This window comes from Pseudomonas sp. NUPR-002 (assembly GCF_056322725.1).
Genome location: NZ_CM150476.1, coordinates 4,076,273 through 4,090,092 on the forward strand (window position 1 = coordinate 4,076,273; position 13,820 = coordinate 4,090,092).

At 57.1% G+C, this 13,820-nt stretch carries 15 protein-coding genes and 1 tRNA gene; 13 read left to right on the forward strand and 3 right to left on the reverse strand.

Annotated elements, in window-relative coordinates; all coding sequences use genetic code 11:
• The first annotated feature begins 14 nt into the window (after positions 1 to 14).
• Genes ACVWSC_RS18540 through ACVWSC_RS18550 form a run of 3 tightly spaced genes read left to right on the forward strand, consistent with a single transcriptional unit; the run spans position 15 to position 2,649 of the window.
• Positions 15 to 2,213 (forward strand): SGNH/GDSL hydrolase family protein, encoded by a 2,199-nt coding sequence (locus ACVWSC_RS18540; RefSeq protein WP_442108507.1) that lies wholly within the window; start codon positions 15 to 17, stop codon positions 2,211 to 2,213.
• A gap of 2 nt (positions 2,214 to 2,215) precedes the next feature.
• On the forward strand, positions 2,216 to 2,413 hold the full coding sequence (locus tag ACVWSC_RS18545; protein ID WP_442108509.1) for a phage holin family protein: 198 nt from the start codon (positions 2,216 to 2,218) through the stop codon (positions 2,411 to 2,413).
• Positions 2,410 to 2,649, forward strand: coding sequence for a hypothetical protein (locus ACVWSC_RS18550; RefSeq protein ID WP_442108511.1), 240 nt, complete (start codon positions 2,410 to 2,412; stop codon positions 2,647 to 2,649). Before ACVWSC_RS18545 ends, ACVWSC_RS18550 begins: the two co-directional genes overlap by 4 nt.
• A gap of 283 nt (positions 2,650 to 2,932) precedes the next feature.
• Here the strand turns inward: ACVWSC_RS18550 and ACVWSC_RS18555 are convergent.
• A protein-coding gene (locus tag ACVWSC_RS18555; protein ID WP_442108379.1) for an IS3 family transposase occupies positions 2,933 to 4,068 on the reverse strand; the annotation gives its coding sequence in 2 pieces (ribosomal slippage) (positions 2,933 to 3,795 and positions 3,795 to 4,068; 1,137 coding nt in all).
• 84 nt (positions 4,069 to 4,152) lie between these two features.
• Between ACVWSC_RS18555 and terL the strand changes: the two genes are divergently transcribed.
• The 3 genes from terL to ACVWSC_RS18570 all read left to right on the forward strand — a co-directional run bounded on the left by terL (position 4,153) and on the right by ACVWSC_RS18570 (position 6,952).
• The gene (gene terL / locus ACVWSC_RS18560) at positions 4,153 to 5,700 is read left to right on the forward strand and encodes a phage terminase large subunit (protein ID WP_442114328.1); all 1,548 of its coding nucleotides are present in this window, start codon (positions 4,153 to 4,155) and stop codon (positions 5,698 to 5,700) included.
• Positions 5,701 to 5,903: 203 nt separating this feature from the next.
• Positions 5,904 to 6,152: a hypothetical protein gene (locus ACVWSC_RS18565; protein ID WP_442108513.1), complete on the forward strand. Its 249-nt coding sequence runs from the start codon at positions 5,904 to 5,906 to the stop codon at positions 6,150 to 6,152.
• A gap of 611 nt (positions 6,153 to 6,763) precedes the next feature.
• Positions 6,764 to 6,952: a hypothetical protein gene (locus ACVWSC_RS18570; RefSeq protein WP_442108515.1), complete on the forward strand. Its 189-nt coding sequence runs from the start codon at positions 6,764 to 6,766 to the stop codon at positions 6,950 to 6,952.
• A 23-nt stretch (positions 6,953 to 6,975) separates the two neighbouring features.
• On the opposite strand, the gene ACVWSC_RS18575 is transcribed toward ACVWSC_RS18570, so the two are convergent.
• Positions 6,976 to 8,652 (reverse strand): DUF6538 domain-containing protein, encoded by a 1,677-nt coding sequence (locus ACVWSC_RS18575; RefSeq protein WP_442108517.1) that lies wholly within the window; start codon positions 8,650 to 8,652, stop codon positions 6,976 to 6,978.
• A gap of 94 nt (positions 8,653 to 8,746) precedes the next feature.
• Positions 8,747 to 8,834 (reverse strand) — tRNA-Ser (locus tag ACVWSC_RS18580).
• Between the two features lie 121 nt (positions 8,835 to 8,955).
• Between ACVWSC_RS18580 and ACVWSC_RS18585 the strand changes: the two genes are divergently transcribed.
• The 7 genes from ACVWSC_RS18585 (at position 8,956) to ACVWSC_RS18615 (ending at position 13,742) form a co-directional block, all read left to right on the forward strand.
• Positions 8,956 to 9,627, forward strand: coding sequence for a Bax inhibitor-1/YccA family protein (locus tag ACVWSC_RS18585; RefSeq protein ID WP_342622679.1), 672 nt, complete (start codon positions 8,956 to 8,958; stop codon positions 9,625 to 9,627).
• Between the two features lie 276 nt (positions 9,628 to 9,903).
• A complete protein-coding gene (locus ACVWSC_RS18590) occupies positions 9,904 to 11,283 on the forward strand; it encodes a nucleobase:cation symporter-2 family protein (RefSeq protein ID WP_442108519.1) in 1,380 nt (459 codons plus the stop codon).
• 82 nt (positions 11,284 to 11,365) lie between these two features.
• Positions 11,366 to 11,758, forward strand: coding sequence for a sulfurtransferase complex subunit TusD (gene tusD / locus ACVWSC_RS18595; protein WP_442108521.1), 393 nt, complete (start codon positions 11,366 to 11,368; stop codon positions 11,756 to 11,758).
• Position 11,759: 1 nt separating this feature from the next.
• On the forward strand, positions 11,760 to 12,119 hold the full coding sequence (tusC, locus tag ACVWSC_RS18600) for a sulfurtransferase complex subunit TusC (protein WP_442108523.1): 360 nt from the start codon (positions 11,760 to 11,762) through the stop codon (positions 12,117 to 12,119).
• Positions 12,119 to 12,418: a sulfurtransferase complex subunit TusB gene (gene tusB, locus ACVWSC_RS18605; protein WP_442108525.1), complete on the forward strand. Its 300-nt coding sequence runs from the start codon at positions 12,119 to 12,121 to the stop codon at positions 12,416 to 12,418. The genes tusC and tusB overlap by 1 nt, the downstream gene beginning before the upstream one ends.
• Positions 12,415 to 12,750, forward strand: coding sequence for a TusE/DsrC/DsvC family sulfur relay protein (locus ACVWSC_RS18610; protein WP_442108527.1), 336 nt, complete (start codon positions 12,415 to 12,417; stop codon positions 12,748 to 12,750). The genes tusB and ACVWSC_RS18610 overlap by 4 nt, the downstream gene beginning before the upstream one ends.
• A complete protein-coding gene (locus ACVWSC_RS18615; RefSeq protein ID WP_442108529.1) occupies positions 12,747 to 13,742 on the forward strand; it encodes a glycosyl transferase family protein in 996 nt (331 codons plus the stop codon). The genes ACVWSC_RS18610 and ACVWSC_RS18615 overlap by 4 nt, the downstream gene beginning before the upstream one ends.
• Positions 13,743 to 13,820: the final 78 nt, after the last annotated feature.

Genomic DNA, 13,820 nt, shown 5'->3' on the forward strand with positions numbered 1-13,820 from the left:
TCCAGGGCTTCTTCATGGAGCCCTACCACATCCTTCAGAGGATCATCATGGCTGCATATGCGCCTATCACGTATAAAAAGAGTGAGGCATCTGCCACTTTTGAAATACCTTTCGACTACCTCTCTCAAAAATTCGTGCAAGTTTATGTAGAGGACATTAAGAAGGTATATGGTCTGGATTATGATTTTCTAGACAAAACGCGAATTCGGTTCCTTACCGGCAACATCCAAGCAGGGGTAGCAGTAACGCTGAAGCGGCAAACTGACGCCGGACAACGCCTCGTGTCGTGGAGGGATGCCTCAGTCCTCAAGGCAAGCGACCTGGAATTATCGCAACTTCAACTTTTGCATGTAGCGGAAGAAGCCGCTGTGGTTGCTGGCCTAGCATTAGGCTTGGACTACGATTCAAACTGGAATGCGTTAGGGCGGCGCATTGTGCGCTTAGGTGATCCGCTTAAAGCAACTGATGCCACCAACAAGCAATGGGTGGAGGAGTATGTAGGAAGTCTATGGGAAAGTTCGCAAGGCCCCGGTAATTCAGCGAATAACGTTATCTACGTGTATCCTGACGGCATTGCACGACCGCTTCAGACTCTGTCACAGAAAGGGAATGCGGCTTTAGGATCAGCGGGTATTGCTCACGGTAGCGGCACTGTGCGTGAAGCGCTGCTAGCTCTCCAAAGTAGCTTGCAATCTCTCGGGATCGATCTCAACTCTGTTGCGGCCTCAACAGCGAGTGCATTGGAGCGGGCCGAGACCGGAGTTTTTGGTGATGTGATGATGCGTACCAGAGTCCGGGTCGCTATCTCCGAGAACCCATCCATCATGATCTTAGGAGACTCTATTTCACACGGAGCCTTCGCTGTCGACCTCTACAGGAACAGTTGGGTGAACCTGTTGAAGCGGATGCTAAACAGGGATTATGCAGTCAATAGTTATGGGTTTGTGCCTCTCATGACTATGGGCGCGGGGGCCACCCTATCTCAAGACATCCACAACATTAGTTTTTATGGTGCGGGTGGGGTAGGCACTCCACATACCTGGGACGCTCGCTCAGCAGAAACAGGGGGTCACGTTGCTCAAGGTCTTTCGTGGGTGTCGCAGGCGACTGGCAACACACTGGCAACAAGGATTCCGACCTTCCAGCGAAAACTGTTTGTTTGGTACGTTGGAAACCCAGGAGGCGGATCTTTTGACATCAAAGTGAATGGTGTGGTGACCTACACCGTCAACACTAACTCTTCTACAGTCACGCCATTAAATGTTCAGGTCGTACAAATCCTAGATAACGGCGCGGGCTCTTGCAATATAGAGTGTGTCGCAAAGGATGTTTCGACTGTAGAGCTTTGTGGGTTCAGCTATAATGACCAGATCAACTCTCTGACAGTAAATAACTTCTCCACATCGGGGCGGCGCCTCCGCTGGATCAACGAGAGCACTATCAAAGAAACTCTCAAAGGCTCAGCGATGCTAATTATGGCACTGGGGTACAATGACAGCGGCAGTAACCGTATTGACCCAGCTTACTTTGCTGAGTTCATCAAGCGAATCGACTGGCTAATCCAGTACGCCAACCTTTATGAAGTTCCTGTTGTTGTTCCTGATTTTGTTTGGCCATACTCTGCCGAAGATCCAACCCGACTTCAACTCAAGCGGCTTGCGACTGAGACGAAAGGTGTCTACATCCCTTTCCCAGACATGTTCCAGAAAAGCGGAGTTTCCTCTGATGACTTTCGCGTAAACACCCTCAAACTCTTCACCGATGGGGCTCACCCAAACATAGAGGGCCATAAGTACATTGCAGAGGTAATCGCTAGACGCTTAGGGCTCTCTTGCTCCTCCAAGAAAATTGCGTTGGATTACTATGACTGGTGGTATCCGCTCCCCCTCTCCTCCTCTGGCATCACCAACGTAAGCACCTTATCTGACTTGGTATCTGCTGTTAAAAATCACGGGAGTACCATTCAGATTAGGCTGTTCATTAAAGGGTTAAACGGGAGCGCCCAGCGTGCGGTCTGCGACTCTCTACCCCCGAGAGCAGGTATCAACCTTGCATTTTCGAGCATACATCCCTTAATGCCAAAGTCTGATGGTACTAGCCGAGGGACTTTATCCTTAACTAGCAGTGGCATCTTAGCCAGTCCCAATGCCCAGAACGACGTTCAGCAGCACACCATCTTTATTGATGTGCCCAGCCTGGACCACCGAGCCTAACCATGTTCAAACTCGACTTCACCAATGGGACCCTCCAGTGGACTCCCCAAGCAATCGCGGGGGTGGACGTTTCGGTCCGCCTCTTCTTTGGCCTCACTCTTAACGAATGGTTCTACGTGACAGTCATCATGGCCACCTTCGTTCAGATGTGGGCTGTCATCTACAAAACCCGCAAGGGTTCCCCTAAGGACAAAGAATGAGTGACCTTGTAGAACTTCTGAAGGAAATCCACAGCGCTCTTGCAGAGCAACTGCTGGCCGACCTTCAGAACGCTGAGAAACGGACTCCTCAGCTCTACTCCCAGATCATCAAGTTTCTCAAGGATAACGGCATTGATGCGCTGCCTAAGGGCGGTAACCCGGTGTCGTCTCTCTTGGACGGTCTGTCTGAGTATGAGAATGAGGTAAATGAGGCTGCTGGCCTTCCGCGCCACTAAGAGCCTCTTCAAGGAAGAACCAATGGGGTCCCGCAATGGGGCCCCTTTTTATTGGAGTCGCAATGACCCAAGTAGAACAGAAGAAGCTTCTCACGAACTTCGCGCTGTTTGTCTGGGTGGTCTGGAAGTCGATTGGGCTTCCCCCGCCTACCCCCATTCAGACAGACATGGCCAACACCCTCCAGGCCCCTCCGTCTCGCCGGTTCATCATTCAGGGATTCCGAGGGGTCGCTAAGTCGTTCATCACTGAACTGGTCAAGTAATCCTGGACACCCGTTAAGGTTTACGCCGCCAGCTTCTCTGCCTCGACCGGCGACCGGTATCCGTTGTAGCTGTGAGGCCTAGTGGTGTTGTAGCGGGTGATAAAGCGCTGCACATCCATTCGGGCCTCATGCTCCGAGTCGTAGCCATCTTCGGGTACCCACTCAGATTTCAGGCTTCCAAAAAACCGCTCCATCGGGGCGTTGTCCCAGCACTCGCCTTTACGGCTCATGCTCTGCCGGTGCCCATGCTCGCGCAGCTCATTTCTGAACTTGTGGCTGGTGTACTGACAGCCTTGGTCAGAGTGAAATAGCACACCCTTGGGGCGTCCGCGCAGCTCGGTTGCCATGCGTAAGGCCGCGCAGGTCAGTTCAGCATCCGAGATCATCGAGAACGACCAGCCGACAATCCGCCGTGCAAACAAGTCCAAGACAGCCGCGAAGTACAGCCAGCGCTTACCAGCCTTGATGTACGTTACATCTCCGCACCAGACCTCATTTGTCGCCCGCACATCGAATTGCCGTTTGAGCTCGTGCGGTGCGGTCAGGGCTTCAACGCCTGAAGATTTGTATTTGTGGCGTCTGCGTTGACGGCTGCTGATCCCAGCTTCTTGCATCAGGCGGCGCGCCTTGAAGCGGCCGACTGGGTGTCCACTGGCTTGCAGCATCTTGGCCAAGGTGCGCGAACCTGCCGCCCCTCTCGACTCACGATGATGTCTGATCAACTGGGCCTTGAGTTTTTCCCGTCCGGGGTAACGCCGGTCCTTACGCTGGCGCCAGCAGTAGAAACTGCTGCGGCTGACCCCAAGCACCCGACAACACTCATTAACGCCGTATTGCTCACCCAGCTCATCGATCAACGCGAGTGATCTTTGGCGTCCAAAAGCAGGAGAGCGCTGGCCTTTTTTAGGATTTCGATATCCCGGTCTTTCTGCTTGAGCAGGGCTTTGAGCCGTTGGATTTCCTGCTGGTCTGCCGTTATTGCCTTGGCACCCACAGGGGTTAAGCCTTGACGCTCCTGGCGCAGTTGATCGACCCAACGACGCAACGCTGTAGGGCCAATGCCTAAACTGGCACAGACCTGTGGAACTGATTGGCCTTCGTCCAGCACCATGCTGGCCGCCTGTAGCTTGAAGTCACTCGAGTAAGAATTACGCATATCCAAACACCTCAGGTTTGGGCGCCATCATAGCGCCCGATTGAGGTGTCCAGGATCATTAGGCCAGTTCACACCTGCGCCTATGTGGTGTGGATGCTTTGGCGGAATCCCAACCTCAAGATCATGATCGTGTCCGCATCGAAAGAGCGGGCAGACGCCAACGCCCAGTTCATCAAGAAGATTATTGCTGAGCTGGAGTTCCTGAGTCACCTGAGGGCCGGTAAGGACCAGCGGGACACTCAGAACATCTTCGACGTGGGCCCAGCCGCGCCTGACCACTCCCCGTCTGTGAAGTCTGTGGGTATCACCGGCCAGCTAACAGGCTCCCGTGCTGACATCATCATCGCGGATGACGTGGAGGTCCCCGGTAACTCCTTTACGCAAGCCATGCGCGATAAGCTGTTTGAACTCGTGAAAGAGTTTGATGCAATCCTGAAGCCTCAAGGATCGGTGATCTACCTCGGCACGCCTCAGAACGAGATGAGCCTCTATAACGAGCTCCAGGAGCGGGGTTACACCACCTACATCTGGCCAGCTCGGTTCCCCTACGATCAGAAGCACAGGGACTCCTATGGGGTTCGCCTGGCGCCATTCATTGCCCGGATCTTTGACGCTGACCCTGAGGGTGTCGCTGGAACTCCCACGGACCCTAAGCGGTTCGATGACGAGGACCTGAAAGAGCGGGAGCTGTCTTACCGCAAAGCGGGCTTCATGCTTCAGTTCATGTTGGACACCAGCTTGTCTGACGGGGACCGTTACCCTCTGAAACTGCGTGACCTCATCGTCATGGACGTGAACAAGGAAGAAGGTCCGCTGAAGCTCACCTGGATGCCCTCGCCGAGTCTTCTCCTTCAGGCGCTGGCTTTGGTCGGGCTCAAGGGTGATCGCTACTACGGGCCGCACAGCATCTCTCAGGAGGTGGGCAAGTACACCTACAAGATCCTAGCGGTGGACCCTTCAGGTCGCGGCAAGGATGAAACTGGTTACGCCGTCCTCTACTACCTCAATGGCTACATCTACCTCATGGAGGTGGGCGGCCTGCATGATGGCTACTCCGATGCAACCCTTACCAAGCTCGCTCAGATCGCCAAGCGATGGGGGGTGAATGAGGTGGTCATTGAGGCCAACTTCGGTGACGGCATGTACACCAAGCTCCTGACCCCGGTCATGGCCGCTGAGCATCGCTGCCACATCGAAGAGGTGAAGAGTAAGGGTCAGAAAGAAGTCCGCATCATCGACACGCTAGAGCCTCTCGTGACTAACCATCGCTTGGTAGTCAACTCCAGGGCAATCGATCGTGACGCTGAGTCAGTGGCCAACTCGGAACACTGCCAGCCCTACCACTCGTTCTTCTACCAGTTCACCCGGCTGACTTCCGATAGGGGCTCCCTGAAGGCAGATGACCGCTTGGACGCTGTGGCGCTCGGTGTGGCCAGGCTGACGGAGGTCATGGGGGTCGATCCTGACGAAGGCGTGAAGGCAGCCTCGGAGGACTTCATTGAGAACGCAATGGAGGGCCTCATGAATGTCGTCACGAAGACTTTGAGCGTTTGTGGGATCACCATACTAGCGTCCGAAGAGGATGGCCCTGAGGGCTCCTGGGAGAGCTTGAATTGGATGGATAACAGATGACTAAAGTGATCGATCTCCAAGAGAGAAAGAAACAGCGGGATGCCGCCGAGAGAAAGCGGCAGGAAGAGGAAGCCCTGAAGCGCATCCTTGAGCGTGCTAAGAAATTCGACTGGTAACACCCTTGCCCCTTGGCGAGTCCTTCGGGATTCGTTGAGGGGCTATTTTTTCTGGGCTACCATGAGGCTCCTTTAAGGGAAGCACACATGAACACCATTCTGAAACGGATCGGGGCCTTGAGCCTTGGCTTATTCATCATGTACATCATTATTTGGATGATTGTCGAAGATGAGAACCTCCTCCGGGTGTGGGCGAACTTCTCGCATCCTTGGGGCATCTTCCATGACAGCGCTTTTATACTTCTAGGATGGGGAGCCATGTCAGCGTTAATGGCGCTAGGAGTAATTGATAAATTGGGCCGTTGGGTCCGCTACGGATCAGGTGGTAAAACATGAAAGCCCTCCAGTCAACCCTTCTGCTTACCCTCGCTGTGGGCGCCCTCCAGGGCTGTTCTAGCCATCGTTTCGTCCCCACTGGGGATGCCCATCGGGAGGCCTCAAATGGCCTTCAGTGTGGCGCTACAGTCTACCGGCAGCTCCCAGCAACTCCCTATCGAGAGCTCGGGCTATGTTACGCCAAGGTGCCTGGCGGAGGCATCATAGGGGATAAAACCCCGGAGGCTATTGAGGAGCTCCAGAAGTGCGCCTGTGAGGCTGGTGGAGACGCTGTAGTCATTCAGGGGACCAATGACCAAGGGTTCATGACCCAATACGGAAGCTCTCAGCAAACGGTCAAGGCTGAAGGCATCGTCATTAAGCGTCAGTAGTTTCTCCCCACCTATAAGAGCCCACGTTCCTCCCCACCTTAGATCCCCCCCCGAGAGCACATATAGATAGGGAGCCCCTCTCGCACTCAGGGGCATGCTTAGGTATAGACAGTAGGAATGTACTCAGGAGTAACCGAGGAGTCAGTCTCGGGAGGTCCTGAGCAGGCCTGATGAGTCCTTCCTGGGATGGGATCAATTAATGATTAACCATCTACAGTAACCCTTCACAAGGAGTCTTCCATGACTGAAGTGAATGCAAATGAGGACAAGGCTCAAAAGGTACGCAAAGCACTCTCTGTCCTGGCTCGGGACAAACGGACGTGGGCTTTTCTGGTCGCTGTTGCGGCTGCTACTGGCTACAGCGTTTCTCCTGATGTCGCTGCGGCGCTTGGTGTCCTCTTAGAGGCCCTTCAGGCTTCGGCAAGCTAACGCTCACCGTCGCCTGAAGCTCATCACAATAGGCCGACCTTCCGCGCAATGCTCGGTATCTTGGCCATCTCTGTAGCCAATCGCACAAGTGGCATATGCCCATAGTCCCGACTCACCGACCCGTCTGAGTGCCCCGTAAGGGCGTCATGGACATCCTCTGGGATCTCCGCCTCACGGCAAAGGGTCTTGAAGGTGTGCCGGAACCCGTGGGAAGGGGCCGCTGGACTATCCAGTTTGACCACCTCGCGGAGGTAGTTGGTCCAGTGCTTGCCGTAGGCGTTCCCGTAGAACCCTTTGGGGTCCGGTGGGAGGTGCGGGAAGAGCTGACCATTCACCGGGACACTCGCCGCATACTCCAGGAAGCCCAGCTCTATTAGGTCTGGGTGAATTGGCACGTCACGGCGAGACCCTGAGGTCTTCACGCTACGGCCTTGGTCTTCCTCGTCCTCGGTGTTGAGGATGCTCACATAGTGAATACCCTCAGGGCTCTTGCGGATGTCCTTAGCGAAGAGCTGGCAGAGCTCCTCACGTCGAGCGCCCATGTAGAGAGCCAACAGGGGGATCCAGTAGAGCGCCTGGCCCACCTGAGACCGCTGAGGTGCCCAACCTTCCCCGTTGAAGACTGGGCTTCGGAAGATGGCGTTAAGCTCCGTCAGGTTGTAATCCTTCCGCTTCCGGCCACCGGCGCTCTTGCGCTGGGCCTGAGCGATCCGCTTGGTGACCCCCGAGGCACTTACAGGGTTCTCCGTGATAAGCCCAAGCTCGATGGCGAAGCCTAACAGGGCTGAGACCTTCTTCAGCCGGTTGGTGATGGTCACCATGGAGATAGTCGGCAAGCCTTCGGCCTCGACCGTCTCTATCTGCTGGCGAATTGGGAGCAACCGGATACCGTTGGCCTTCGTTGCGGGACACCGCTGGAGGTCTAGCCGGTACTGCTGGATAAGCTTGCGATCCACCTGATCCACTGGGAGGTCCCCATAGAGCTCGATGAAGCGGTCAATCACCCCTTCATACTCGTCCAGGCTCTTCAGGACTCCCCGCCCTTCCCCATCGTTGGCGATCTTGTCAGCCTTCCACGCCTTGAACAGCTCGGACATCTTCATGACCGTGGAGACAGCCTTGGCAGTGCTCAGGGGCGCCTCAGGCACAGTGACAGGCTGGGCTATCCAGTCCCCTTGAGACCTCGCCAGGGCGATCTCAGAGAGCTTCATCATGTGGATCGAGAAGGCTTCATAGACCCGTCCATAGAGCTCGGACTGAGGATCTTCGAGAGTGATCCCGTGGGCCTTGAGGGTCTTGGTAATCACCTCCTCCACCATGCTGAACGGTAGAGCCTGGCCCTCTGTGTACGCTGCTAGGGTATACGCCCCTTCATCGTCAGGCGTGACCAAGTACCGCTTGAAGTCACGGTCTTCCTCAACCCGCTGTAGCTCCTTGGTGAACCACCGGGAAGCGAGCTGCTGAATGTCAGAGGACGTGAGGACAGTAGGGCCTTCCCCTCGGGAGCGGGCCATAGCGAAGGCCTCCTCAGAGGAGACCCATTCAGTGGCGAAGAGTCGCTTAGCCAGGCTCAGATCCTTGGTCTTAAGGCTCTTCTTGTAGAGCTCACCGAAGGCCTGAACGAGGTCCTTGGGGACGCGCCGCCTGATGTAGTAAATGCCCGTTCGAGGGTCTTTCCATGGAGTAGCCATGCGAGCCATTGTGTACCCACCTTGTGTACCCAAATCAAGAGGTTTCAGTGGCCCTAGAACGAGAAAACCCCCGGAACTCAAGGTTCACAGGGGTTTCAGAATATGGCGGAAGCGTAGAGATTCGAACTCTAGGATAGTTGCCCATCGACGGTTTTCAAGACCGTTGCCTTAAACCACTCGGCCACGCTTCCTCGTATTGCGGGCGCCATAATACCGAAATGAAACAAGCTGTCAAACTCTGTGTGTAGCTGGTTTGCGTGGCTCTGTTATGATCTTTGCATCTGAACGTTACAAACCCACAGGAGTGTCGCCATGCGCGAACAGGATTACGCCGTCAATCACGGCCAGCAGGTCGAGCAGCAGGAGGTCAGCCGAGTCCTGCGCAATACTTACGGGCTGCTGGCTATTACCCTCGCCTTCAGTGGCCTCATGGCCTTTGTGGCGCAGCAAATGCGCGTCGGCTACCCGAACATTTTCGTGGTGCTGATCGGTTTCTACGGTCTGTTCTTCCTCACCAACAAGCTGCGTGATTCGGCGTGGGGTCTGGTTTCCACCTTCGCCCTCACCGGCTTCATGGGCTTTATTCTCGGCCCGATCCTCAACCGTTACCTGGGTATGGCCGGTGGCGCTGAGGTGGTCAGTTCGGCGTTTGCCATGACGGCCCTGGTGTTCGGTGGTCTGTCGGCCTATGTGCTGATCACCCGCAAGGACATGAGCTTCCTCGGTGGCTTCATCACCGCTGGCTTCTTTGTGCTGATGGGTGCGGTGCTGGCTAGCCTGTTCTTCCAGATCAGCGGCCTGCAACTGGCTATCAGCGCCGGCTTCGTGCTGTTCTCGTCGGTGTGCATTCTGTTCCAGACCAGCGCGATCATTCACGGTGGCGAGCGTAACTACATCATGGCGACCATCAGCCTGTATGTGTCGATCTACAACCTGTTTGTCAGCCTGCTGCAGTTGTTTGGGTTGATGGGCCGGGATGACTGATCATTTGGTTGGTTAGATTAGAGAGAGCCCGCTTCGGCGGGCTTTTTTGTGGGTGTGTGGTCGGTAGGAACGGGCTTGGTCCGCGAAGCAGGCGCTGCGGTGAATGGCACGGGTTTCGCCCGTGTTCGCGGGGCAAGCCCGCTCCTACAGGTAGAGCAATACGGTTGCCGCCACAGGTGGTGCAAGACGGTTGCACCCACCCGGCGCGGCGCGCCTACACTTGGCCGGTGTTTGCACGTAGAATGCGCTCCTTTTTTCTTCCGGGGCAGCACTCCCATGAGTTCAATCGAGCAAGGACCCGGCGCACCCGCGCAGGCCAATGAACTGGTCCTCGGCCTTGAAGACCGGCCGCGGCCGCTGATCGCGATGCTGGCAGCATTGCAGCATTTGCTGGCGATCATTGTTCCGATCGTGACGCCAGGCCTGTTGATTTGCCAGGCATTGGGGGTTTCGCCTCGCGATACCAACCTGATTGTGTCGATGTCGCTGGTGATTTCCGGGATCGCGACGTTTGTTCAGTGCCGCCGCTTTGGGCCGTTCGGCGCCGGGCTGCTGATTGTGCAAGGCACCAGTTTCAACTTTGTCGGGCCGTTGATCGCCGGTGGCGCGCTGATGGTCAAGCAAGGCACGCCGGTGGAAGCGGTGATGGCGGCGATTTTCGGTGTGGTGATTGCCGGTTCGTTCGTGGAAATGGGTATTTCGCGAATTTTGCCGTTCGTTAAGCGCCTGATCACGCCACTGGTCACCGGCATTGTGGTGCTGATGATCGGCCTGACGCTGATCAAGGTCGGCCTGATCAGCATGGGCGGTGGTTTTGCTGCGATGAGCAATGGCACCTTTGCCAATGGCGAGAACCTGCTGCTGTCTGGCGTGGTGCTGGCGATTATTGTGGTGCTTAACCGTATTCCGGTGGTGTGGATGCGCAGCTGTGCAATTGTCATTGCGCTGGCCGTGGGTTACGCCCTGGCGGGCTATCTGGGTCGTCTGGACTTTACCGGCATGCATGAAGCCGAGCTGTTCCAGGTGCCAATGCCGCTGCATTTCGGCCTGGGCTTTTCCTGGGCGCTGTTCATTCCGATGCTGGTGATCTATCTGGTGACGTCGCTGGAAGCCATTGGTGATGTTACGGCTACCAGCAAGGTCTCGCGCCAGCCGGTCGAAGGCCCATTGTGGATGCAGCGGATCAAGGGCGGGGTGCTGGTCAACGGCGCTAACTCGCTGCTGGCCGGGGTGTTCAATACCTTCCCGAGCTCGATCTTTGCGCAGAACAACGGGGTCATTCAGTTGACCGGGATCGCCAGCCGCCATATCGGTGTGTGGATTGCGGTCATGTTGGTGATTCTCGGTCTGTTCCCGAGTGTTGCCGGGGTGATTCAGGCGGTACCGGAGCCGGTGCTGGGTGGCGCGGCGATGGTGATGTTCGGTGCAGTGGCGGCGTCGGGGATCAATATTCTGGCGAGCATCAGCCTCGACCGTCGGGCCTTGCTGATTATTGCCGTGTCGCTGGCGCTGGGCCTGGGTGTGGCGCAGGTTCCAGAGTTTCTGGCGCATATGCCGGCGGCGCTGCGCAATGTGCTGGAATCGGGTGTGGCGACCGGGGGGATTTGTGCTTTGGTGTTGAACTGGTTTTTGCCGGAGCATAAAGAGCAGGTGTGAATGACGGGAGCGGGTTTCGCGGGGCAAGCCCGCTCCTACAATTTGCTTTATGATTGGCACAGTTTTGCTGAATGAGCCTTCCATGAAGTTCGCCATTGCGGTTTTTTCTCCAGCCCATGCCCCCTCCTCGCGCCGCGCCCTGAAGTTTGCTCAGGCTGCGCTGGCCAGCGGGCACGAAATTGTCCGGCTGTTCTTCTATCAGGACGGCGTGCACAGCGCCTCCGCCAACGTCGTCACCCCACAGGATGAACTGGATGTCGCGGCCCAGTGGCGCTCGTTTATCAGTGAGCATCAGCTCGATGCGGTGGTGTGTATTGCTGCTGCATTGCGCCGTGGCGTGCTCAATGCCGAAGAAGCTCAGCGCTATCAGCGCCCGGCGGTGAATCTGCCCGCCCCTTGGGAACTGTCGGGCCTTGGGCAGTTGCATGAAGGTGCGCAAATCGCCGACCGCTTGATCTGCTTTGGAGGTGATTGAAATGGCCAAGTCGTTGCTGATTATCAGCCGCCAGGCGCCATGGACCGGGCCATCGGCCCGCGAGGCGTTGGATATCGCCCTCGCCGGCGGTGCCTTTGATTTGCCGCTGGCCATGCTGTTTCTCGATGACGGGGTGTTTCAGCTCGCCCCCGGGCAGCAACCTGCCCAGTTGGAGCAGAAGAACCTGGCGGCCAACTTGCAGGCTCTGCCGATGTTCGGTGTTGAAGAACTCTTCGTTGCCAGCAGCAGCCTGCAGGAGCGCGGCTTGGCCGCAGCAGCGTTGAGTTTGCCGGTGCAAGCATTGGATGACGCGGCACTGGCGGCTTTGATCGACCGTTTCGACCAGGTGGTAACCCTCTGATGAGCACCTTGCATGTAATTTCTCACTCGCCGTTTGGCGACAACCGCCTGAGCAGCTGCCTGCGCCTGCTCGGTAGCGCCGATGGCCTGCTGCTGTGTGGCGATGCGGTGTATGCCCTGCAACCGGGCAGCGCACCGCTGGCCAGTCTGCAGGCGCGCAACCTGCAGGGTCGCCTGTTTGCCCTGGAAGAAGACCTGCAAGCCCGCGCCATCAGCGCTGACGACAGTATCAAGGCCATCGACTATTCGGCGTTCGTTGCGCTGTCGCTGGACTACGACAAGGTCAACAGCTGGCTATGACGACCCTGACCGTAGGTGAACGCCCTATCGCTCTAGACAAGGATGGCTACCTGGTTGACCTTGCCGACTGGTCCGAAGACGTTGCCCAGGCCCTGGCTGCCCAGGAGCAGCTGGAACTGACCGCTGAACACTGGGAAGTGCTAACGCTGCTGCGTGGGTTCTATCAGGAGTTCGAGCTGTCGCCGGCCACGCGCCCGCTGATCAAGTACACCGCGCTGAAGCTGGGCCCGGAAAAAGGCAACAGCATGCACCTGAACCGCCTGTTCAAAGGCACTCCCGCCAAACTCGCCGCGAAACTTGCAGGCCTGCCGAAGCCGACCAATTGCATATGACCAACCCTCGCCCGCTGATCACCGAAACCCCGGCCGAACATCCCTTTGCCCAGTTCGTGCGTATCCTTGGCAAAGGCAAGCGTGGCGCCCGCGGCCTGAGCCGTGAAGAGGCCCGCGAGGCCATGGGTATGCTGCTCGATGGCAAGGTCGAGGAAACCCAGCTGGGTGCCTTCCTGATGCTGTTGCGCCACAAGGAAGAAAGCCCGGAGGAGCTGGCCGGTTTCACCGAAGCGTTGCGCCAGCGCCTGGATGCACCCAAGATCGCTGTGGACCTGGACTGGCCAAGCTATGCCGGGAAAAAACGCCACTTGCCGTGGTTCTTGCTGGCGGCCAAATGCCTGGCCGCCAACGGTGTGCGTATCCTTCTGCACGGCGGTGGCGCTCACACGGCCGGGCGCCTGTACACCGAGCAATTGCTGACGCTGTTGCAGATTCCGTTGTGCCGCGACTGGGCTGCCGTCGCCCAGGCACTGGACGAGCAGCAGCTGGCGTTCGCCCCCCTGCAAGACTGGGCGCCGCAACTGCAGCGGATGATCGACCTGCGCAACACCCTCGGCCTGCGCTCGCCCATCCATTCCCTCGCCCGCGTGCTTAACCCGCTGGGTGCCCGCTGTGGCTTGCAAAGCATCTTCCATCCGGGCTACCAGGCGGTGCACCGCGAAGCCAGCCGTCTGCTCAACGACACGGCTATCGTGGTCAAGGGTGACGGAGGTGAAATCGAGATCAACCCTGACACTACCAGCCATCTGTACGGCACCGCGCAGGGCATCGACTGGGATGAAGAATGGCCCGCACTGGCCGCCCAGCGTCATGTCAAACCGGCAAGTCTTGAACCTGAGCATATGCTGACTGTGTGGCGCGGCGACGCCCGCGACAGCTACGGTGAGCTGGCTGTGGTCGCAACCATGGCCCTGGCCCTGCGCGGGCTGGGTGCTAATCGTGATGACGCCTTCGCCAGCGCACAGCGTTACTGGGATCAGCGCCTGGTTTAAGCGACCCATCAACAAAGTCGATCAAACAGGCGCAGACTTTGCGCTATTCGTTCGAACGCAAGCTCGTAGACTGTGTTC